This window comes from Quadrisphaera sp. DVD1, from assembly GCF_058932755.1.
This window is the reverse complement of sequence record NZ_JBZYWI010000006.1, coordinates 1-21,509: the sequence shown is the minus strand read 5'-3', so window position 1 is coordinate 21,509 and position 21,509 is coordinate 1. Positions and strand designations below refer to the sequence as shown.

The 21,509-nt window shown below is 75.3% G+C and carries 18 protein-coding genes; 4 read left to right on the top strand and 14 right to left on the bottom strand.

Translation table 11 applies throughout. The annotated features are described in order from the left end of the window. Nucleotides 1–83: 83 nt before the first annotated feature. The 3 genes from AC5FZL_RS01445 to AC5FZL_RS01435 form a co-directional block, all read right to left on the bottom strand. A complete protein-coding gene (locus tag AC5FZL_RS01445) occupies nucleotides 84–884 on the bottom strand; it encodes a glycosyltransferase family 2 protein (RefSeq protein ID WP_493616786.1) in 801 nt (266 codons plus the stop codon). A gap of 237 nt (nucleotides 885–1,121) precedes the next feature. Beyond that, complete coding sequence (locus tag AC5FZL_RS01440) at nucleotides 1,122–1,919, bottom strand: alpha/beta fold hydrolase (protein WP_493616785.1); 798 nt, start codon at nucleotides 1,917–1,919, stop codon at nucleotides 1,122–1,124. Next, nucleotides 1,916–3,262, bottom strand: a complete 1,347-nt coding sequence (locus AC5FZL_RS01435) for a hypothetical protein (protein ID WP_493616784.1) — start codon at nucleotides 3,260–3,262, stop codon at nucleotides 1,916–1,918. Before AC5FZL_RS01435 ends, AC5FZL_RS01440 begins: the two co-directional genes overlap by 4 nt. Before the next feature lie 208 nt (nucleotides 3,263–3,470). Between AC5FZL_RS01435 and AC5FZL_RS01430 the strand changes: the two genes are divergently transcribed. Beyond that, complete coding sequence (locus AC5FZL_RS01430) at nucleotides 3,471–4,778, top strand: lipopolysaccharide biosynthesis protein (RefSeq protein ID WP_493616783.1); 1,308 nt, start codon at nucleotides 3,471–3,473, stop codon at nucleotides 4,776–4,778. A 36-nt stretch (nucleotides 4,779–4,814) separates the two neighbouring features. Here the strand turns inward: AC5FZL_RS01430 and AC5FZL_RS01425 are convergent, their stop codons facing one another. The 3 genes from AC5FZL_RS01425 to AC5FZL_RS01415 all read right to left on the bottom strand — a co-directional run bounded on the left by AC5FZL_RS01425 (nucleotide 4,815) and on the right by AC5FZL_RS01415 (nucleotide 9,165). After that, nucleotides 4,815–6,026 (bottom strand): glycosyltransferase, encoded by a 1,212-nt coding sequence (locus AC5FZL_RS01425; RefSeq protein WP_493616782.1) that lies wholly within the window; start codon nucleotides 6,024–6,026, stop codon nucleotides 4,815–4,817. Continuing rightward, nucleotides 6,023–7,033, bottom strand: coding sequence for a glycosyltransferase family 2 protein (locus tag AC5FZL_RS01420; RefSeq protein ID WP_493616781.1), 1,011 nt, complete (start codon nucleotides 7,031–7,033; stop codon nucleotides 6,023–6,025). The genes AC5FZL_RS01425 and AC5FZL_RS01420 overlap by 4 nt, the downstream gene beginning before the upstream one ends. A gap of 203 nt (nucleotides 7,034–7,236) precedes the next feature. Continuing rightward, complete coding sequence (locus AC5FZL_RS01415) at nucleotides 7,237–9,165, bottom strand: DUF7402 domain-containing protein (protein ID WP_493616780.1); 1,929 nt, start codon at nucleotides 9,163–9,165, stop codon at nucleotides 7,237–7,239. 337 nt (nucleotides 9,166–9,502) lie between these two features. Between AC5FZL_RS01415 and AC5FZL_RS01410 the strand changes: the two genes are divergently transcribed. Next, complete coding sequence (locus AC5FZL_RS01410; RefSeq protein WP_493616779.1) at nucleotides 9,503–10,450, top strand: beta-1,6-N-acetylglucosaminyltransferase; 948 nt, start codon at nucleotides 9,503–9,505, stop codon at nucleotides 10,448–10,450. Nucleotides 10,451–10,465: 15 nt separating this feature from the next. On the opposite strand, the gene AC5FZL_RS01405 is transcribed toward AC5FZL_RS01410, so the two are convergent. The 6 genes from AC5FZL_RS01405 to AC5FZL_RS01380 form a co-directional block, all read right to left on the bottom strand. Beyond that, the gene (locus tag AC5FZL_RS01405; RefSeq protein ID WP_493616778.1) at nucleotides 10,466–12,505 is read right to left on the bottom strand and encodes a glycosyltransferase; all 2,040 of its coding nucleotides are present in this window, start codon (nucleotides 12,503–12,505) and stop codon (nucleotides 10,466–10,468) included. 110 nt (nucleotides 12,506–12,615) lie between these two features. Further along, nucleotides 12,616–13,686 carry a 3-oxoacyl-ACP synthase III family protein gene (locus AC5FZL_RS01400; protein ID WP_493616777.1) on the bottom strand — a complete coding sequence of 357 codons (1,071 nt, stop codon included), beginning with the start codon at nucleotides 13,684–13,686 and terminating at the stop codon, nucleotides 12,616–12,618. 163 nt (nucleotides 13,687–13,849) lie between these two features. Further along, nucleotides 13,850–14,032, bottom strand: a complete 183-nt coding sequence (locus tag AC5FZL_RS01395) for a hypothetical protein (protein WP_493616776.1) — start codon at nucleotides 14,030–14,032, stop codon at nucleotides 13,850–13,852. Between the two features lie 67 nt (nucleotides 14,033–14,099). Beyond that, nucleotides 14,100–14,798, bottom strand: a complete 699-nt coding sequence (locus tag AC5FZL_RS01390) for an aggregation-promoting factor C-terminal-like domain-containing protein (protein ID WP_493616775.1) — start codon at nucleotides 14,796–14,798, stop codon at nucleotides 14,100–14,102. A gap of 248 nt (nucleotides 14,799–15,046) precedes the next feature. Continuing rightward, nucleotides 15,047–16,357 (bottom strand): RNA 5'-3' helicase PhoH2, encoded by a 1,311-nt coding sequence (phoH2, locus tag AC5FZL_RS01385; protein ID WP_493616774.1) that lies wholly within the window; start codon nucleotides 16,355–16,357, stop codon nucleotides 15,047–15,049. 64 nt (nucleotides 16,358–16,421) lie between these two features. Further along, the gene (locus AC5FZL_RS01380) at nucleotides 16,422–17,189 is read right to left on the bottom strand and encodes an isoprenyl transferase (protein WP_493616773.1); all 768 of its coding nucleotides are present in this window, start codon (nucleotides 17,187–17,189) and stop codon (nucleotides 16,422–16,424) included. 76 nt (nucleotides 17,190–17,265) lie between these two features. Here AC5FZL_RS01380 and trhA point away from each other — a divergent pair, with 76 nt between their 5' ends. Together trhA and AC5FZL_RS01370 are read left to right on the top strand one after the other, a co-directional pair. Continuing rightward, a complete protein-coding gene (gene trhA, locus AC5FZL_RS01375) occupies nucleotides 17,266–17,949 on the top strand; it encodes a PAQR family membrane homeostasis protein TrhA (RefSeq protein WP_493616772.1) in 684 nt (227 codons plus the stop codon). A 79-nt stretch (nucleotides 17,950–18,028) separates the two neighbouring features. After that, nucleotides 18,029–20,227: a hypothetical protein gene (locus AC5FZL_RS01370; protein WP_493616771.1), complete on the top strand. Its 2,199-nt coding sequence runs from the start codon at nucleotides 18,029–18,031 to the stop codon at nucleotides 20,225–20,227. Nucleotides 20,228–20,273: 46 nt separating this feature from the next. Here AC5FZL_RS01370 and AC5FZL_RS01365 read toward each other — a convergent pair whose 3' ends face one another. Continuing rightward, complete coding sequence (locus AC5FZL_RS01365) at nucleotides 20,274–21,173, bottom strand: glycoside hydrolase family 16 protein (protein ID WP_493616770.1); 900 nt, start codon at nucleotides 21,171–21,173, stop codon at nucleotides 20,274–20,276. A gap of 115 nt (nucleotides 21,174–21,288) precedes the next feature. Next, a partial coding sequence (locus AC5FZL_RS01360) for a hypothetical protein (RefSeq protein WP_493616769.1) occupies nucleotides 21,289–21,509 on the bottom strand: 221 nt, incomplete at its 5' end.

Sequence of the window (21,509 nt, the reverse complement as noted above, 5' to 3'; positions counted from 1 at the left end):
GCTCCGTCGGGTGGTCACGGGGTGGGGCTCCGTCCTGGAGGAGTCGGGGGCACCGGTCGCGCCGGTCGCCGGTCGCGCTCCGATCAGGCGTGCTGGTACGCGCGCTCGTCCACCGCGGTGCGGGGCGCCGGGAGGACGACCGCGGCGGCCGGGGCAGCGGCGCGCCGGCGGGAGCGCCGCTCGTCGAGGATGGTCCCGAGGACCCGGAAGCCGTCCCGGAAGGTGTTGAGGTTGCTCTGACCCGAGCGGCGCTCGTACTCGAAGCTGGCCACCTCGCTGATGGCCTTGCCGGCGACCGCGACGCGCACGTTGATCATCGTCTCGATCTCGAACCCGTCGCCCCACTGGGCGTCGGTCGTGCCGTGGGCGGTCGGCAGGGCGAAGGCCTCGACGCACTCGCGCGTGAACGCGTTGTAGCCGTAGCAGAGGTCGCTGAAGCGGCTGCCGAACAGCGCGTTGGTCAGCGTGTTCAGGCCCCAGTTCCCGGCGCGGCGCAGGGCGGTGATGTCGTCGCTCCCGCCGCCGGTGCAGAAGCGCGACCCCTTGGCGTAGTCCGCACCGGCGTCCAGGGCGGCCACGAAGTCCGTGATCTCGGCCGGGTCCATCGACCCGTCGGCGTCGATCATGACGATGTAGTCGCCCGTGGCGGCCTCGAAGCCGGCCGCGAGGGCGTTGCCCTTGCCGCGGCGGGTCTGCTGCACGACGACGACGTCGGGGCGCACCGCGCGCGCCGCCTCCACCGTGCCGTCGGAGGAGTGGCCGTCGACCAGGATGACCTCGGAGACCATGTCGGGCAGCCGCTCCAGGACCCAGCCGACGTTCTTGGCCTCGTTCTTGGTGGGGATGATGACGCTGACCGACGCCGTGGTGGTGTTCTGGCTCATGACGACCCCCGTGCTCGCACTGGACCGGGTCGGTTTCGCCACTCGCTCCCCCACCTCGCATGCGGCGACCATGTCGCGAGGCGGGATCTTCGCGTTCCCCAGCGGCCGATCGTGGCCGCAGGTCGAAACTACGGACGGTCACGGCTGGACGACAACGGCCTGTCACTCGATGTGACCAGTTCGGCCTCCAGCTGGGGGGGGCCGAGCGACACATCGGCGAGAATCAGTTACGCTGAGTCACGGATTCGGGGGGCTCGCTGCACCGACGAGGCCGTCGAACCACGCTACGAGGTCGCTCGACTGGTAGCAGGAGCCGTCGAGGTGCGGGCCCTCGCACGTCACGACGGTCGCGTCGACCGCTGTCCCGACGCGGTCCAGGAACGGCTGGACGTGCTGGGCGGTGGGCACGACGTCGTCCTCGTCGCTGACGTAGAACCGGAAGTGCTGGCCCTGCAGCTCAGCGGGCGGCAGGGTGAGCGGGTCGTCGCCGGCGAGCAGTGGACGGCCCCACGCCTCCTCGGCGGCGTCGGCGTACGCCGCCCCCGAGGGCGCCGCGAGGCTGAGGGCCGGGGCGATCCCGGCGACGCCGAGCAACCCGTCGACCCGCCCTGGCACCGACAGCGGCAGCGCGGCGAGGCCACCCATCGACTCGGCGAGGAACAGGACCCGGGAGGTGCCGTAGCGCTCCGACGCCGCCGCGACGAGGTCGAGGTAGTCCTGCTGGGCGGTCGGGCTGCCGAAGTTGTTGCCGTGCGCCTCGGTGGCCACCACGGCGTAGTCGTGCTCGACGAGGGCCTGCACGAGCGCGCCGAGCTCAGGGCGCTCGACGATGCTGTCCACGGGGGTGTCGTGCCCGTGGAAGTAGACCACCAGCGCCTTGGGGACCCCGCCCTCGCGGCTGACGCCCACGACGGGCTGGCCCTCCAGCACCGACTCCTCGACGGCCCGGCGCACCTCGACGGCCTCGGGCCCGGCGCACCCGCCCACGACCGCGGCCACGACGAGCACCGCCACGGCGACGAGCGGGGTCCTCACCGGGTCCCGCTGTCGGACCCGGCGAGGGCCGGGGACTGGAGCAGGCCGACCGGGTCGTCCACGAGACGCCGCAGCGCCTCCCGCACCGCGTCGCGGGGGAAGACGTCCTGGTCGTAGGAGATGGAGACGTGCCACGTCCGCCCGTCGTTGAAGTAGGACACGGTGACCCCCTCGCCCGGCCCGGGCGAGAGCAGCCCGAGCAGGCGGCGCTCGTACGCCGGGGTGTCGCCGTACATCTCGGCGCAGCTCGTGCTCGACACCCCGGAGACGGCGACCTGCGGGCGGGGTTCCAGCGGCAGGCTCAGGGGCGCGGCGGACGGCGCGCCCCTGCGCGGACCGGACCACCGGGCCGCGGCGGCGCGGGCGCGGTGCCTCAGCACCCCGATCACCAGGGAGGTCAGGGGCTGGTCCTCCTCGAGGGCGACGCGCAGCGCCGCCTGGGCCGACACCGCGGACCAGACCTCGTCGGTCTGCAGCTGGAGGGTGCTGGCGAAGTTGCCGTGGACCGTCGTGCCCGCGGGCGCGTAGCGACGGGCGTCGACGAGCAGGGTGGGCGTGCCGCGCGGCGCCAGACCGACGGCGCCGAGGGCGGCGTGGGCGAGCTGGACCTGGACGGCCGCCCCGCCGACCTGCTGGGGCTGCTCGCGCATCCACTCCCGGAGGTGGCGGCGGGTGTCCTCCGACATCCGGCCGGCCTCCACCGCCAGGGCGGGCGCCCAGGGAGCCGTGCGCGCCTCCGCGGCGTCCGGCTGGTGGGCGGGGGCGGTGGCGGGCGCAGCCCTCAGCCTGGCCGCCACCAGGCGGGCGCCGGCCGCGGCGCGGCGCGCCGCGCGCGCCGGGTGGCGCCCGTAGTGGTGGACGAGGGTGCGGAGCAGGGGCTGCGGAGTGCTGGGCACGCGCATCCGCGCGGGCACCTCGCCGGTCCGGGCGGTCTCCACGAGACCGCTCAGGAGGGGCAGGAGCATCCCGGCGTCACCCACCGCGTGGGGCATGAACAGGCTCAGGTACCTGCCGGCCACGACCCACTGGACCCCCACGCGCTCCTCGGGCCGGGGCAGCGCCGCGTGGATGAACTCGGTGAGCTCCACCTCGTCGCAGCTGGGCCCGGTGTGCCGGACGACCGCCGCCCGTCCCGCCTCGGGCGCCGTCAGGCCGGCGTCCACCCACCGGGCGCGCCTGCGGTCCAGCAGCTGCCCGATGTGGGCGTCGGGCACGTGCTCCGCCAGCGCTCCCGCGGCGGCCTGCAGGTCGGCCAGCGGCGGCAGGTCCATCGGCCCCGCCGTGATGATCGACCACATGCCCGCCCACGGCCGGTCCAGCGCTCTCAGCCCTCGTGCGTCCATGGAGAGTCCCTCGGCGCCGCGGGCCGAGCACCGGATAGGCCGATCGGGGGGCCGCACTGCGCCTCCCGAGGGACGGCGGCGCGGCTCGGGGTCAGCGCGCCGTCATCGCAGGTAGCGTCCGGGCAGCCCTGGCCTGCCCAGGGCCCCTGCACCCGCCGGTCGCCCACCCCGCGCCCGCCCGGGTGCGCCGATCGAGGGAGCCCAGCACGTGACCGCACCGGTGACCACCGAGATCGACGTCCCTGCGCGCGGAGCGGAGGACGCGCCGCCCGCCCCGCGGGCCTCCCGCACCTTCGAGCTGGACTCGATCGCCCTCGCGGCCTCCACCGGCGTGACGGGGATCGTCGGCATCGCGTTCTGGGCCGTGGCGGCGAACGTCTACACCCCCGCCCAGGTGGGGCAGGGCTCGGCCGTGGTGACGGCGGCCACGCTGCTGGGCACGGTGGCCAACGTCAGCCTGGGCGGCATGTACGAGCGCTTCCTCCCGCTCGCCGGGCGCCGGGCGGGCCGCCTCCTCGGCCAGGGGATGGCCATCAGCGCGTGCCTGGCCGTGGTGCTGGGGATCGGCTACACCCTCCTCGCGCCGACCGAGCGGCTGTTCACCTCCCCCGCACAGCTGGTCGCCTTCCCGGCCATGGTGGCCGTGATGTCGACGTTCTCGCTCCAGGACAACGTCCTGACCGGGCTGCTCGCGGCCCGGTGGGCGGCGGTCAAGAACATCGCGCACTCCGTGGCCAAGCTCGCCCTGCTGGTGGCGCTCGCCGTCGCAGCCAGCGGCTTCTCCATCGCCATCGCCTGGGTCGCGCCGGCCATCGTGATCTCCAGCCTCATCGCGGCGGGCGTCGTCCGGCGGGCGCTGCGCGGCCCGGCCTTCTCCGCCCCCGCGGCGCTGCCGCCGCGGGCCGAGCTGTGGCGGTACTTCGGCGCCACGTACGGCATCACGGTGGTGGCGACGCTGACGCCGCTGGTCGTGCCCCTGATCATCGTCAACCGCTTCGGCACGGAGGAGAACGCCTACTTCACGATGGCGTGGACCCTGGTCAGCGCCTTCGCCCTCCTGATGTCCACCCTGGGGGGCCCGTTCATCGCCGCGGCCTCCGCGCAGTCGGCACGGGTGTGGCACCTCACCCGGCGGTTCGCCGTGCTCCTGACCGGCGCGTCGACGTCCGGAGGGCTCTTCCTGGTCCTGGCAGCGCCCTGGCTCATGGGCCTGCTGGGGAAGGACTACGGCACGGAGAGCGCCACGCTGGTGTTCATCATGGGGTTCGGCCTGCCCGTGTCCACCATCGCCGTCCTGTACTCCGCCCTGGCCCGCATCACGCGCCGGCTGACCCTGGCCGTGGTGGGCCAGTGCGTCCACACCGTCCTGCTGATCGCCGCCGTCGAGGTCCTGTCAGGGCGCCTGGGCCTGCCCGGGGTGGCTGTCGCCTACCTGGGCACCGAGGTCCTGTTCGCCGTCGCCCTGGCCGTGCCGACCGCTCGCCTGCTGCGCGAGGTCCGGTCCTCGAAGGGCTGACCCGGCCGGGCTGACCCGGCCGGCAGCCGGGAGGGGTCAGCGGCCCTGCGTCAGCGCCCGGATCACCGAGGACCACTCGCGCAGCACGCCCTCGGGGCTGTACCTCTGGACGTGCTCGCGGCCGGCTGCACCCATCGCCACCCGGAGCTCGGGGTCGTCCATGAGCCGCGCCAGGGAGGCGCCCAGCGCCTCGTCGTCGCCCACGGGGCTGAGGTAGCCGGTGCGCCCGTCGTCGACGAGGTCGCGCACGCCCGCTCCGCAGTCGGTGGCGACGCACGGGAGCCCGACGACCATCGCCTCCGCCAGCACCAGACCCATCCCCTCGCTGGGCGAGGACAGGGCCGCGACGGAGGCGCGGGCCAGGTGCGCGCCCAGGTCCGGCGTGGGGCCCATGAGCCTCGCGGTGCCCGAGACGCCGAGGTCAGCGGCGAGGTCCCTCAGAGCCGCCTCGCTGGGCCCCTGGCCCCAGATCTCCAGCCGCCAGTCCGGGCGCTGGGGGCTGACGCGGGCCCAGGCCCTCAGCAGGACGTCGTAGGCCTTCTCGGGGTGGTAGCGCCCGGCGGCGATGACGACCTGCTCCCGCTCCGGGGCGCTCGCCCCGGTCGTCGCCCCCAGCTCCACGGGGTTGCGCATCACGCTGGTCCCCGGGAGGCCCGCGCGCCGGAACGCGGCCGCGTCCTCCTCGTTGAGCACCTGGAGCGCCGCCGTCCCCGCAGCGATGCGGCGCAGCCGGGCCAGGTCGTGGGTGGACGCCGCAGCCTCGAACGAGCAGTGGTACTGGGCGACGAGGTGCACCCCCAGGTCCCCCTGCTGGGCAGCGGCCAAGGCGTACTCCGCGGCCCGCGGCTGCGTGAGCACGACGACGGCGCCGGGGCGCTGGAGGAGGTAGCGCCGCAGGTCCTGCACCGCAGCGTCGAACTCCCGCAGCTGCCGCGACTCCCCCCGCACCCGGAGCTTCAGCCGCTCCCACCGGTCGAGGGGGGTGTACAGCAGCCGGCTGGGACGGGGGTGCAGCACCACCTCGGGCGGCGCGTGCCTGGTGGGGGGGCGCCAGGACGCCGTGGACGGCTCCAGGCCCACGAGCTCCACCGGGTGGCCGGCGTCCACGAGGTGGTCGGCCAGCACGCGCACCACCCGCTGCACGCCGCCCACGACGTCCAGGAGGTCGACCACGATGACCACCCGCGGTGGCTGCGCCGCGGAGGTGACGCTCGCGGACGTCGCCTCCGGCTCCTGCACGGTCGTCACGCCACCCTCCTCCACTGCCAGCGCAGCACCGCCGCGTACGCGCGGGGACTCACCGCGAGCACGGCCGCCGCCCCGGCCAGGTGCAGGCGCCCGGCCCGCACCAGGGCCACCACGTCGGCCAGGACCACGCGCGCCCGAGCGTCCCGGACCGCCCGGGAGGCGAGCTCCTCGCCCGCCGGGTCCAGCCCGCCGTCGCTGGACGCCTGCAGCGCCATGTTCGCCAGGGGCAGCACGGCGTCGCGGTAGAGGTGCTCCACGCGGAGCCCCCGCCAGGACCGCTCCAGACCCGCGGCCCGCAGCTCCGAGCGGACGCCGTCCGCCACGGTGAGGAGGTCCAGCGTCTGCGCGCCGAAGCGCGTGGAGATGGACACGGGGTTGCGGGTGTAGCGGTAGAGGGGCTCGTCCGTGAGGGCCACGCGCTCCACCGCCAGCGCCACCTGCAGGACCGCCGGGAAGTCCTCGTAGGCCACGCCGACCGGGAAGGGGTCGGCCGGCAGCCGCTCGCGGCGGAACACCTTGTTCCAGGCGTAGCCGCGCACGCGCCCGGCGAGCAGGAGCTCCGCCAGCTCCCGGCCCGAGCAGTGGGTGAGCCCGTAGGGCCCCTCCTCGACGTCGAGCGGGGCGCCCGCCAGGTCGACCCTGAGCGTGCGGCAGACGGCGACGTCCGCTCCGCCGTCCTCGAGGAGGGAGACCATGCGGGCCAGAAACGTCGGCTCCGCGCTGTCGTCGCTGTCGAGGAACCACACCAGGTCGCCGTCCGCCGCGGCGAGCCCGGTGTTGCGGGCGGCGCCCAGGCCCCGGTTGCCCTCGTGCCTCAGGACGACGTGGGGGACGCCGAGCCGCTGCAGCTCGCTCTGGGCGAGGTCGACGGAGTCGTCACCGCCGCAGTCGTCGACGAGGAGCACCTGCGCGGGCCGCAGCGTCTGGTCGGCCACCGAGCGCACGCAGGCGACGACGTGCTCGCGGACCCGGTAGACCGGGATGACGACGCTCACCCGCGGGAGCACGCTCACTCCTGCCTCGGGCGCTGGCGGCGCGCCGGCTCCGGCGCTGGGACGTGGTGGCATCCGGGCATGGTCGCTCCTGCAGCGGTCGGAGCGTCCGCGGCGCGCCGCGCGCCGGCTCGAGGACTTCAGCTCTCCTCCAGTGGACGCCAGGGGGACGCCTGCGCACCAGCCTCGTCACACGACTGGGCCAGCAGGAGCGCCCCTCACGAGCCGCTCGTCCAGATCTGGATCTCGGACAGGCCCACGTTGGTGGTCGAGGCGCTGACCGCGGTGACCGTCAACCGCACGCTCGTGGTCGAGCGCGCCGGGAACGACACCCGCACCGGCGACCCGTCGTTGGCCAGCTCCCCCACCGCCACCGACGACCCGTCCGAGAACGTCAACGTCCCCGCCAGCACCTGGTCCGAGGAGTTCGGCCGGTCGAAGAGCACCACCGACGACAGCGACACCGCCTGGCCCCACCGCTCCTGCCACCACGTCCCCGCCCGACCCCACGCACTGGCCCACTCCGCGGTGTAGTCCCCCGGATACCCCGAGACCACCCCGTCGACCGCCTTGTCCGCCGTCTGACCATCAGCAGCGTTCTGCGAGGACGCCGACACCACCCCAGCACCCGCCACATCCACCGACCCCACCGGAGCCGTCGGCGCCGCAGTCGGCGCCGCAGTCGGCGTCGCAGTCGGCGTCGGCGCCGCAGTCGGCGTCGCAGTCGGCGTCGGCGCCGCAGTCGGCGTCGCAGTCGGCGTCGCAGTCGGCGTCGGCGTCGCGGTCGGCGAGCTGGTCCAGGCCTGGATCTCGGACAGGCCCACGTTGGTGGTCGAGGCGCTGACCGCGGTGACCGTCAACCGCACGCTCGTGGTCGAGCGCGCCGGGAACGACACCCGCACCGGCGACCCGTCGTTGGCCAGCTCCCCCACCGCCACCGACGACCCGTCCGAGAACGTCAACGTCCCCGCCAGCACCTGGTCCGAGGAGTTCGGCCGGTCGAAGAGCACCACCGACGACAGCGACACCGCCTGGCCCCACCGCTCCTGCCACCACGTCCCCGCCCGACCCCACGCACTGGCCCACTCCGCGGTGTAGTCCCCCGGATACCCCGAGACCACCCCGTCGACCGCCTTGTCCGCCGTCTGACCATCAGCAGCGTTCTGCGAGGACGCCGACACCACCCCAGCACCCGCCACATCCACCGACCCCACCGGAGCCGTCGGCGCCGCAGTCGGCGTCGCAGTCGGCGTCGGCGCCGCAGTCGGCGCCCCCAGGGTGTACGTCCGCGGGACCCAGCTGCCCTCGGACCTGGCGTTGCACGCCGCCACGTCCTGGCACATCAGGTAGTCGTGGGGCGCGTAGGCCAGCACTGCCGCCCACTTGGCGTCGAGGTCCGCCCCGCTCAGGTTCTTCGGCAGCGCAGCGGAGGTGTAGCCGCGGTAGCCGACCAGCTGGCTCGCCGGCACCGCGGCGTCACGGGCCTGCACCGCGAGGCGCGCGACGGCGTGGTGGTCGCTGTGGTCGCCGTCGCCGAAGCTGCCCTCGTAGTCGAGGGTGCGCACGAGCGTGGCCCCGCTCGCCGACATGACGGCGCCGAGGGTCTGCACCAGCGAGGCCCGCGTGTACGTGCCGCTCCCGTCGAGGGTGCGCAGCGAGGAGATGGACCCCTGGTACAGCTGCTGGAGGCTCGTCCAGCCCGAGCGCTGGCTGCCGCTGCCGTCGGGGAAGCCGTCAGGGAGCCCCATGAAGACGAGGCGGACCGTCGGACGGCCCTCCAGGACGCGCACCGTGACGAGGTGGCCCCCGACGCTCGCCTGCGAGGAGGTCCACGAGTCCGCGACGCCGGCCATCGCGGCGTAGGCGGCCTGGACGCCGTCCGCCCGGCTCTGCGGGTACCAGTCCGCGATGCCCGCGTCCGACGCCGTGACGTAGACCGTGGTGACGCAGGTGCCGGCGCTGACGTCGCGCTGGACGTCGGGGTTGAGGAAGAACAGGTCGTCGTCGTCGTGCGCCACCACGTTCACCGAGCCGCTGGAGGCGCACGCCGCGGGACCGGCCAGGCTCGAGCCGAGGGCGATCGCCGGAGCAGCCGTGACCACCCCGCCGACTAGGCACAGCGCGGCAGCAGCGGCCACCGCGAGCACGGCCGAGAGCGAGCGAGCGCGGAGCCGTGTCGAGGACCTGATCATGACCTGCCCTGGATCGAGGAGGGTGCGGCCGAGGCCGCGCGCCCGCCGTTGTTCGGGAGCACGAGAACAGTCACGGACGGTAGCCAGAGATGCCTGCCGCGGAACAGCCCGTGCAACGCAGTGCCCCCGACCGGCCGCCTCGACGCACGCGAACGGACCGCGGCGGTGACAGTGCGTGAGCAACAGGCCGCTTCCTGTGGTCGCCAGGGTCTCGACCGAAACCCCTCGGGCACCGGCACCACCGCGTAGCGTGCTCACGGCACCGCGCTGGTGCAGACCCGAGGAGGACACCGTGGAGACCGCCGCGACGGCCCCTGCGCCCCGCTTCTGCTACATCGTCATGTGCCACACCGACGCGCCCGGGGTGCTCCGGCTGGCCCGGCGCATCCGCGAGCTGTCGCCGACGGCGGAGGTGCTGGTGCGGCACAACCAGGGCCCCGACTACCTCACCGCCTCCGAAGCCGCGGAGGTCGGCGCCCGGCTCCTGGTCAGCGAGATCCCGGTGGTCTGGGGGGACTGGAACCTCGTCGAGGCCGCCGTGGAGGCGTTGGAGCACGCCCGCGCCACCACGGACGCGGACTGGTTCGCGTTCGTCTCCGGCCAGGACTACCCCGTGCGGCACCTGGCCACGTGGGAGGGCCACCTGGCCGGCCGGGGCGACGCCGCCTTCCCCCACGTGGCGCCGAACCCCGAGGACCACGCCTACCTGTGGTCGCGCTGGACGCCGCCCCGCGTGCTCCCCCGGCTCGGCCGGCGCGTGGTGGCGGCGGCCTGGCGCGCCGCCACGCCCCTCCTGCGTCCGGTGGTCCTCGCCTTCCCGGTGCGCGGGGTGCCGTGGTGGGTGGTGGGGGTGCGCGCGGTCGGCCCGCTGCGGCGCGTGCCGCCGGTGCGCGTGGTCAAGGGCGGCTTCTGGATGGCCCTGTCGGCGCGAGCGCTGGACCGCGTCCTCGCCCGCCACCACGGCGACCCGGCGCTCAGCGCCTTCTTCTCGCGGACCCGCATCGCCGACGAGAACTACGTGCAGTCCCTCCTCGAGGACGACGCGGAGCTGCGCGTGCTCGACGTGGAGTGCTCCTACGTCCACTTCCCGCCCGGGGCGTGGAGCCCCGCGTGGCTGGGCGCGGACGACCTCGACGCCGTGGCGGCCTCGCCGGCCGCGTTCGCGCGCAAGGTACCGCCGAGCGGGGCCGAGGACTTCCGCGCCGGAGCAGACGCCCTGGCGGCCTCCCCCGACCGCTGAGGTGGGGAGCGGCGGTCAGAGCGCCGTCGCGGCGGACCTGCGGCGGCGGGACTCGGGCACGCTCCGCAGGTACAGGAGCGGACCTGCGAGGTAGCCCCTCAGCTCGGTGTAGACCAGCGCGCGCGGCATCTGCACGGGCTTCTTGGCGTTCTTGGTCGATCCGGGTGCCAGGAGCATGTGCGCGCCGCGGGGCACCAGCCCCAGGACCGCGAGCGCCGGGCGGCCGCCACCGACCACGAGCTTGGTGATGACGGCGGCCATCCCCACGCCGTAGCCGAACATCTGGTCGCGCAGCGCCGCGTAGGTGTCCCGGTGGAAGTGGCGCACCATCGCGGTGGGGGTGTACACGAGCACGTCCCCGGCGAGGATCACGCGGCGGAAGATGTCGAGGTCCTCCCCGCCCTTGGCGAGGCTGCCGGCCCCGAGCGCCTCGTCGAACCCGCCCAGGGCCCGCAGCGCCGCGGTGCGGAAGAGCATGTTGTTGCCGCTGCCCATCTCCCCGGCGGTGTACGGGAAGAAGGCCGAGCGGGTGCCGGGCGTGCCGAGGTGCTCGGCCTCGGGCGCGGCGCCGAGCGCCCAGACGGTCGTCCGCTCGCCCTTGTCGAAGACCCCGGACTCCTCGAACCACTCCTGCTCGGCCGTGGCGATCTCCGCGGCCAGGACGCGCCCGGTGACGCACGTGACCACACCCGCTGCGTCGCGGTGGACGACCCGCAGCAGCTCGGTGAGCCACGTGGGGTCCGGCACGGCGTCGTCGTCGGTGTACGCGACCAGGCGCGCCGTAACTGCGCCCAGGCCGGCGTTGCGCGCGGCGGACAGGCCGCGGACGGGTTCGGGCACGATCCTCAGCCTCGGGTCGTCGACGTCCGCGAGCAGGCGCGCGACGTTCCCGGACGAGGGCTCGTTGTCCACCACGAGCAGCTCGAGCGCCGTGTGGTCCTGCGCCAGCACGGCGCGGACCGTCCCCACCAGGCGGGGGTCACGACCCAGCGTGCACACCACGACGGCCACGCGCTCGTCGGCGGCGAGGGGCGTGCGGTCGACCTCGGGAGCCGGCGACGGAGCCTGCGGCGGAGCCGCGGCGCGGGCCGTGAGCAGCCCGGCCACCGTCGCGACGAGACCGGCGACGGCCGTGCCGGCCCGCGCCAGCGCCCAGGCGTCGCCGCGCCCGGCCTGGACCAGGTACCGCAGCACGGCGGTCGTCAGCGTGCGCGCCACGTACGCGCGCTCGCTGGACAGCCCGGCACCGGTACCGGCGACGCGGGCCACCACGGCCTTGGACCGCCCCTCGTGGAAGCAGCGGCTCAGGAGGTAGGAGACGCGCTGGCGCGCGGCGGGCACGAGGTGGTCGACGGCGAAGCGCTCGTCGCGCAGCAGCAGCGACTGCGGGAGCTCCTCGCGCACGCGGATGCCCATCAGGGTCTCCTCGCAGCCGACCGGCAGCGTCCCCACGCGCCCGAGCTCGGTGGAGAAGCCCCCTGCGAGCGCCAGGGCGTTCCGGCGCACGGCCATGCAGGCGCCGATCGGGTTGCGGATCGCCTCGCCGTCCCCCGGCAGCCCGCGGTAGTCGCAGCCGACCACCCAGCCGTACTCGAGCGGGAACCAGGACGGAGCCGTCCCGCCCTCCCACGCCGGGTGCGCCGCCCCGCCGACCACGGCCACCGAGGGGTCGACCAGGCGCCGGCGGAGCCCCGCCAGCCATCCGGGCCGGGGCAGCGCGTCGTCGTCGAGGAACACCACGGTGCCGGCCGTGGTCGCCGACACCCCGCAGTTGCGCGCGCCGGACAGGCCCTTCGGACCGGTGCTGGCCATGACCCGCACGCCGTCCGGCACGAGGGCGCGGACCTGCTCGAGGAGGGCGTCCGCGTGGTCGATGACGACGACGACCTCGTCGAGGGGTCCGTCGGCCTGGGCGCGCGCCTCGCTCACCGCGGCGATCAGCTGGTCCAGCCGGCGGGTGGTGTAGGCGCACACCACCACGGCGACAGCGGTGTCGACATCGTGGTCGACGCCGGTGCTGGTGGCGGTGCTGGTGGTGCTGGGGGTGCTCGGCACGTCGGGCTCCACGGGTGGCCAGGCAGGTCGCGGCCCGGAGGTCCCCGGAGCCGCCGGTCGGTGCATCGGCGCCCGCGGGCCCCGAGTTGAGGTCTCCCGCTGCGCAGGGGTCAGCGGGTCGCTGCAGCGAGCAGGTCGGGGACGGCAGCGGCCTCCACGGCCGCCGCAGCGCGGGGGGCCGGCGGTGCGGGCACGCGCGACCAGGTGCACACCGAGGCCGCGAGGTTCATGCCGCCGCCGAAGGCGGCGAGCAGGACCCGCTCTCCACGCCGGAGGCAGCCCTGGCGGCTGGCCACGTCGAGGGTGATCGGGACGGACGCGCTGCCGGTGTTGCCGAGCTCGCGGACCGTCAGGTGCATGGTCGCCCGGGTCAGGCCCAGCGTCGGCCAGAGGTCCTCGAGCATGGCGCCGTTCGCCTGGTGGGGGACGAAGTGGTCGATGCTCTCCCGCTCCGCCCGGCCGCCGCCGACGACGTCCGCGACCAGGGCGGGGACGTGGGTCTGGACGAAGTCGCGGACGCCGCGCCCGTCCATCGTGAAGTGGTGCAGCCCCTCGCGGACCGTGTCCACCGAGGCCGGCAGGCGGCTGCCGCCCGCGGGGACCTCGATCAGGCGCCGCTGCTCGCCCACCCCGCGCAGCACCGTCCCGGCCAGGCCGAACCCCTCGGAGACCTCACCGAGGACCACGGCGCCCGCGCCGTCGCCGAAGAGGATGGCGGTCCTGCGGTCGGCGGGGTCGATGATCCTCGAGTACACGTCGGCGCCGATCACCAGCGCGAAGCCCCCCGGCCGGCCCGCGAGCAGCAGGCCCCGCGCCACCTCCAGGGCGTACACGAAGCCGCTGCACACGGCGTTGACGTCGAAGGCCGCGGCGTTCACCGCACCGATCAGGCCCTGGACGATGCTCGCCGTCGCCGGCTGGGGGTGGTCAGGGGTGGAGGTCGCCACGACGATGACGCCGACCGCCTCCACGGGGATCCCGGCGTCGGCCAGGGCCCGCCGCGCGGCGTGCGCCGCCAGGTCCGACGTCGCCTCCCCGGCCGCGGCGTGGCGTCGCTCGCGGATCCGCGTCTTGCGCTCGATCCACTCCGCCGTGACGCCCGCGGCCTCGGCCACGACCTCGTTGGACACGGTGGTGGACGGCAGGTAGGAACCCGTCCCGATGATCCCGTGAGCGGTCACGGCTCCCCCTGCTCTGACGACTCGTCCGTGCGCGGATGACCGCGTGCGGTTGCCTCAGGCAGTGGAGCACTCGCGGTCACAGGCGAACAGGGGCGCTCACTCGCTCGGCCGAGCGACGCGCAGGGCGCTCACCTGCTCGGTCGAAGGCCGCGAGGGGCAGCGGCTAGGCCCTGCCGCGCCCCCAGCGGCCGAGCAGGGAGAGCGCGCGCTGCCCGGGGGAGGCAGCGGTGCGGAAGCGCGGGCAGTCGCAGGAGCCGCAGTCGCTGCCCCGCCGGTAGTGCTCGTGGAGGCCGCGCCCGTGCCCGCAGACGCAGCTCTCGCCCTGGGCCGCCGACTCGCCGGTCATCTGGACGACCTTACGCGGGAGGGACCACGGCGGCGCAGGACCGCTCCTGCGCGTCCTCCACGGCCCGTCAGTACCAGTTGACGCGCTGGCTGTGCGCCCACGCGGCGCACGGGGTGCCGTACGAGGCGGCGATGTAGCCCAGGCCCCAGCGGATCTGGGTGATCGGGTTGGACTCCCAGTCCGGGCCCTCGCTGGACATCTTCGACCCGGGCAGGGCCTGCGGGATGCCGTAGGCGCTGGAGGTGGGGTTGTCGGCCGTGTGCTTCCAGCCGCTCTCCTTGGTCCACAGCCGGTCCAGGCAGCCGAACTGCTCCCCGCCCCAGCCGCGGTCACCCGCGAGGGCCCGCGCCACGGACCTCGGGTCGGCCACGGCGGCCGCGACGACGGCCTCGCGCTCGGCGGCCAGGCGCTGCTCCTCGGCAACCCGGGCGGCCTCCTCGGCGGCCAGGCGCTGCTCCTCGGCGACCCGGCGGGCCTCCTCGGCGGCGCGGCGGCGGACCTCCTCGGCCTCGTCGCGGGCGGCGCTGCGGCTGACCTGGTCCATCTGGCGCAGGTACTCCTCGTCCGCGAGGTCACCCGCCGCCTGGTCCTGCGCCGGGCCGCTGAGCGCGGCCTGGAGGGCCACCACCCCGGCGTCGTCGTCGGAGGGGCGGGGAGCGCTGCCGGCGGCGGTGCCGACCACGACGAGGACGGTGGTGCCCACCAGGAGCGCCGTGCGCGAGCGCAGGGACCGGCGTGCTGCGGGCAGGGAGGAGCGAGAGAGCAAGAGGAACCTTCCACGCGGCGCGCCCCGTCCACGGCGCACTCCATCACCGGGCGCGGTCCGCGGGCCGTGCAGGGCCCGGGTGCGGGGGGCGGGGACCGAGGGGGAAGGGCGCGCGCGTGCTCCATGGCCCGCGCGAGCTCCCGGTGCGCCAGGTGCTGTCGGGGCCGGACCCTGTCATCCGAACGGCCCTCGTGTCCAGTTCGTCCCCGTTCGGCGCACACCCGTCACAGCGGGTGAGCGCCTCGGTGCTACCCCTCGAGGCCCTCGAGCAGCTCGGTGACGAGCGCCGCGACCGGCGAGCGCTCGGACCGGGTGAGGGTCACGTGGGCGAACAGCGGGTGCCCCTTGAGCGCCTCGATGACGGCGGCGACGCCGTCGTGGCGCCCGACCCGGAGGTTGTCGCGCTGGGCGACGTCGTGGGTCAGCACCACCCGCGAGTTCTGCCCGATCCGGCTGAGGACGGTCAGCAGCACGTTGCGCTCCAGCGACTGCGCCTCGTCGACGATGACGAAGGAGTCGTGCAGGCTCCGGCCCCGGATGTGGGTCAGCGGCAGCACCTCCAGCAGCCCCCGGTGGAGCACCTCCTCCACCACGGCGGGGCTGACGATCGCGCCGAGGGTGTCGAAGACGGCCTGCGCCCAGGGCCCCATCTTGTCGGCCTCGCTGCCCGGCAGGTAGCCGAGCTCCTGGCCGCCGACGGCGTACAGCGGGCGGAAGACGACGACCTTGCGGTGCTGGCGGCGCTCCATCACCGCCTCCAGGCCGGCGCACAGGGCCAGCGCGGACTTGCCGGTGCCGGCGCGCCCGCCGAGGGAGACGATGCCCACGGCCTGGTCGAGCAGCAGGTCGAGGGCCACGCGCTGCTCGGCGCTGCGCCCGTGCACCCCGAACGCCTCGCGGTCCCCCCGCACGAGCCGGACCTGCTTGTCCGGACCCACCCGGCCCAGCGCCGAGCCGCGGGGCGAGAGCAGCACCAGCCCGGTGTGGCAGGGCAGCTCCCGGGCCTCGGGAAGGTCGAGGACCTCCTCGGCGTACAGCTCGGCCATCGCCTCGGCCGCCAGGTCCAGCTCGACGATGCCGGTCCAGCCGGTGTCGACGCTGCCCGAGACCTCGTACTCCTCCGCGGCGAGGCCCACGGCGGAGGCCTTGACCCGCATCGGCAGGTCCTTGGAGACGACGGTGACCCGGCGCCCCTCGGCGGCGAGGTTCTTGGCCACGGCGAGGATCCGGCTGTCCGCGTCACCGAGGCGGAAGCCGTCGGGCAGCGCGGAGGGGTCGGTGTGGTTGAGCTCGACGCGCAGGGTGCCGCCGTCCTCGCCCACCGGCAGCGCGGCGTCCAGGCGGCCGTGGCGGATGCGCAGGTCGTCGAGCAGGCGCAGCGCCTGGCGGGCGAAGTAGCCCAGCTCGGCGTGGTGGCGCTTGCCCTCCAGCTCGGTGACCACGACCACCGGCAGCACGACCTCGTGCTCGGCGAAGCGCAGCACCGCGCGCGGATCGGACAGGAGCACCGAGGTGTCCAGGACGAAGGTGCGGACGCTGGTGGCGCTGTCGTCGCTCACGGGCCGACGCTAGACCCGCGGACGCCGTTCGCGGAGCACATCCGCCACGATCCCCCGGACGGCCTCAGCTGCCGAAGCGGCGCTCGCGCTGGGCGTAGGCCCGCAGCGCGCGCAGGAAGTCCACCCGGCGGAAGTCGGGCCAGAACGCCTCGCAGAAGTAGAACTCGCTGTGCACGCTCTGCCACATGAGGAAGCCGGACAGCCGCTGCTCCCCCGAGGTGCGGATCACCAGGTCCGGGTCGGGCTGCCCGGCGGTGTAGAGGTGGTCGGCGATGTGCTCGACGTCGAGGACCTCGGCGAGCTCCTCGATCGTCGTGCCCCGGGCGGAGTGCTCGAGGAGCAGCGAGCGGACGGCGTCCGCGATCTCCCGCCGGCCGCCGTAGCCGACCGCGACGTTGACGTGCAGCCCCGCGACGTCCTCGGTGGACGCCGCGGCCGTCACGAGGCGCTCGCGGGTGGCCGCCGGCAGCAGGTCCAGCGCCCCGACCAGACGCACCTGCCAGCGCCTCGCGGCCGCGAGGCGCTGGACGGTGTCCTCGATGATGGCGATCAGCGGCCGCAGCTCGGCCTCGGGGCGGGTGAGGTTGTCGGTGGAGAGCATCCACAGCGTCACGAGCTCGACGTGGAACTCCTCGCACCACTCCAGCAGCTCGAGCACCTTGTCGGCGCCAGCGCGGTGGCCGTGGCTGCTGTCGGCGCCGGAGGCCTTCGCCCAGCGGCGGTTCCCGTCGAGGATCACCCCGACGTGGCGGGGCGCGCGAGCGCCCACCAGCCAGGACGCCAGCCGGCGTCCGTAGAGGCGGTAGAGGAGCGACCGGAGCCGGTGGCGCACGCACTCACCGTACTCGGCCGCCTGCGCTCGGTCGGGGCGCCCCGCCCCCGGTGGAGGCGCGGCTATCGTCGCGGGCGTGAGCGCTCGCCGACCTGCTCCGGCGCTGGCCGAGGCCGTCAAGCCCGCACTGCGCGGGTGGGTGCACGCGGGCGCGTTCCCGCTGTCCGCGGCCGCCGGGCTCGTGCTGGTGCTGCTCTCCCCCGCCGGGGACCCACGGGTGGCGACGGGAGTCTTCGCCCTCAGCGCCGTCCTGCTGTTCGGCACCAGCGCGCTCTACCACCGGGGCACCTGGTCGGCGCGAGCGGCGCTGCTGCTCAAGCGGCTCGACCACTCCAACATCTTCCTCATCATCGCCGGCACCTACACCCCGTTCGCCGTGCTCCTGCTGCCCCCGGACCGCGCGCGGACCCTGCTCGTGGTGGTGTGGGCCGGCGCCCTGGCCGGCGTGGCCTTCCGGGTGCTGTGGACCGGGGCGCCGCGCTGGCTGTACGTGCCGGTGTACCTGGCGATGGGCTGGATCGCCGTGGCCTACCTGCCGGCGTTCTGGCGCAGCGGCGGGCCGGCCGTGGCGCTGCTGGTGATCGCCGGCGGCCTGCTCTACAGCGCTGGGGCGCTCGTCTACGGCTTCAGGCGCCCCAACCCCAGCCCTCGCTGGTTCGGCTTCCACGAGGTCTTCCACGTGCTCACCGTGGTCGCCTTCGGCGTGCACGCGACGGCGGTCGGGCTCGCCATGGCCTCGGGCGGCACGAGCAGCTCCTGATCTCGCGGCGTCGCGGCCTCAAGTCACCCGCCCCTTCGCGCCGAAGCACGGAGGAGGCGCTCGACAGCAGGAGGACGCGGTGGTGATGCATCCGGAGGTGCCGGCGACGGGCCTGGAGGCCGTGCGCCGGGTCCGGCGCGTGCTCGTGGACCAGATCGGGGACCGCACCGGGCGCCGCCCGGCCGCCCTCGCCGTCCAGCCGGCCGGGGCCTCCCCCGCGCCGTCCGCGCTCGACCGCCGGCTCCTCGTGCTCGCCGTCGTGACGGGCTGCGCGCAGCTCGCCTCCCTGGCCCTGCCCGCGGATGCGGACGGCAGCGCCCACCTGGCTCGTGGCTTCCTCCTGGCGGCCTTCTGGCTCGCCGGGCCCGGCGCCGTGGTCGCGGCGCACCTGCGCCTGCCCGCGGCGACCAGGGTGGCGCTCGTCCCGCTGCTCGGCCTGTGCACCCTGCTGGCGGTGTCCGTGGTGGGCGCCTGGACGGGGCTGTGGTTCCCGCGCAGCGCGACGGCCCTGACCGCCGTGGTCGCCGTGGCGCTGGCGGGCCGGCGGCTGGGACGGTCGCCGGCCGGCACGGCGGCGCGCTGGCGCGTCGCCGCCCCCTCGGGGCCGGTGGTGGCCTGCTGGTGCCTCCTCCTCGTGTCGCTGGTCCTGTGGTGGGCCTCCTGGCCCGGGGTCGCCGCGGCGACGCCCACGGTGCGCGGACTGCTCGTCGCGGCCCCGTGGACGCTGCCGGCGGCCGTCGTCGGCGTCGTGCTCGCGCTCCTGCTCGCCGTGCGGTCCCGGTCCAGCGCGGCAGCCGGGGGCGCCGTGCTCGCCCTGGTGCTGGTGCTCCGCTCCACCGCCGCCGCGACCTCGTCCGCGCCCCTGTACGGCTGGACCTACAAGCACCTGGGCGTCGTCGACGCCCTCGACCGCTTCCGCGAGGTCCTCGACGGCGGCGACATCTACCAGAACTGGCCGGCGATGTTCTCCGCCGCCGCGTGGTTCAGCGAGGTCAGTGGCACCCCCGCCCTCGACGTCGCCCGCTGGACCACTCCCGTGGTGCACCTGGTGCTGGCGCTGCAGGTGGCTGCCCTGGCCCGCGCCCTGGGCAGCCGGTGGGAGGGCTGCCTGGCCGCAGCCGGCCTCGCGGTCGCGCTCAACTGGGTCGGGCAGGACTACTTCGCCCCGCAGGCGCTCGGGATCGTCCTGGCGGCCGGCGTCCTCCTGCTGGCGGTGCAGGGCAGGGGCTCGCGCACGGCCGCGTGGACGTCGCTCGCCGTCTTCGCCTGCCTCGTGCCGACGCACCAGCTCACGCCGTTCTGGGTCCTGGGGTGCGCGGCGGTGCTGGCGCTGGTGCGCCGGCTGCCGTGGTGGGTGCCCGCGCTCATGGCGGCCGTCGTGCTGGCCTACCTCGTCCCGCGCCTCGACGTCGTGGCCCAGTACGGCCTCTTCAGCGGGTTCGACCCCGTGGCCAACGCCGCCAGCAACGTGGCGGTCAGCCAGGCCGAGGGGAGGCAGCTGGCGGCCCTCTTCGCCCGCCTGAGCGCCGTCCTCGTCTGGGGCACCGCCGCCGCGGTCCTGGCAGCGCGCCTGCGGAGGTCCGGGTGGCGCCGGCTGCTGGGCACCCGCGCGGTGGTCGTCCCCGGCGTGCTGGCCTTCTCCCCGTTCGCGCTCCTCGGGGGCCAGAGCTACGGCGGCGAGGCGATCCTGCGCGTCGTGCTCTACAGCGTCCCGGGCTGCGCCGCGCTGCTCGGCCCGGAGCTGGCGAGGTGGGTGCGCGCCGGACGGCGAGCGCTGGCCCTGGCCACCGGCTGGGCGCTGGTGGCGGTCGGCGTGACCGGTCAGGCGTACTTCGGGGCCTGGTTCGTCAACCTCGTGCACCCCGAGGACGTGGCGGCTGCCCTCGCCCTGGCGACCGAGGTGGAGCCGCCGGCGTACGTCATCCCCGTGATCCCGGACTGGCCCGAGAAGATCACCGCCCGTCACCTGGACTTCTTCGCCGCCGACCCGCAGTACGACGCGGCGCTGAGCTCGGCGGGCCTGGCGGACGTCGCCTACGACCGGCCGGAGCACCTGCAGCGCCTGCGCGAGCTGCTGCTCGGGCGCGGTCCCGCCCCGACCTTCGTGGTGTTCACGGCCTCGATGCGGGCCGATGACGCCTTCTACGGCGTGTTCCCGCCGGGCGGCTACGAGAACCTGCGCGAGGCGCTCTCGGCCAGCGAGGACTGGACGCTCGTCGAGCACACCGGTGACCTCTGGGTCTACCAGTACACGGCGATCGGCTGGCCGAGGACCTGATGCCGCGGTCACGGCCGGGCGCTCGCTCGCTCGCGCCCCTCGCTGCTCAGACGGCGGGCGGGTAGGCGCGGACGTAGTCCACGAGCAGCGTGACCGGCTCGGTGGGCGCCCTGCCCCCGTCGACCCACGGGGCCGTGGCGAGGTTCAGCAGGACGTGCTGAGGCTGGTCGAACGGCCAGTCCTCGTCCGCGGCGCGGTCCTCGCGGCGCACCTCCAGGTAGGGCACCCCGTCGACTGAGAACACGAGGCGGTCGGGGGTGAAGTCGGCGGCGTAGACGTGCCAGTCGTCGGCGAGGCTGCCCACCGCGTCCTGGCGGGCCGTGGCGCGCCAGTGACCGACCGTCTTCCCGGCGGCGTCCACCTCGGCGGCGTGCGCCACCGCCTCCACGGACGTCGCGTCGCGGTAGAACTCCGCGATGTCGGTCTCCCCGCTGCGGGGCCAGCCCACCGCGTCGTGGTCGGCCCCGAGGGTCCAGAGCGCCGACCACACGCCGGGGCCCCGCGGCACCTTCATCCTGGCCTCGATCCGCCCCACGGGGTGGGCCTGGGCGCTCATCAGGCGGGCCGAGGTGAAGTCCGCAGCGTCGCCCCGGGCGTCGACGGTTCGCTCGGGGACCATCGTGACCCGCAGGTGGCCCTCGCCGTCCAGGTCGAGGTTCTCCCGGTCGTCGGTGTAGGCCTGCCGCTCGTGGTTGCCCCAGCCGCCAGCCCCCAGCTGCGGGGTCCACCGCGACAGGTCCACGCCGGAACCGGCTGCGCCGTCGAACTCGTCGGCCCACACCGACGGGGTGGGCTCGGGCGCGGGGGCGGCCGACGACCCGGCCTGCGGGTCCGCCGGGGCCAGGAGCGGCACCTGCGTCGATGGACCGGGGGCCGCCAGGGCGCTGGAGTGGTCCTCGCCGAGGGCCTGGACGGCGACGGCCGAGCCGGCCACCAGCACGGCCACCATCCCGAGGCGGGGAAGGGCTCGGCCTCCCCTCGAGCGGGGCGCGGGCGCAGGAGTCACCCACGCAGTGTCAGGGCGCCCACCACGGGGCGCTACGGTCGATCCGCCAGGTGGGTCACCCCGTCGCCCGGACGGGTGAACCGCCCGCGGGGGCCCGCACGGCCGGCGCCAGCGCCTCCGGGGTGGTGACCGGCATCTCGCAGACGAAGCCCCGGCACACGTAGGCGGCGGGCCGCCCGCCGACCAGCCCGCGCCCGGCGAGCAGCGGGACGCCGTCCGGTGCGCCCGGCTCGCCCAGGGCCGCGACCAGCCCCGGGGACGTGCCGGCCAGCGCGG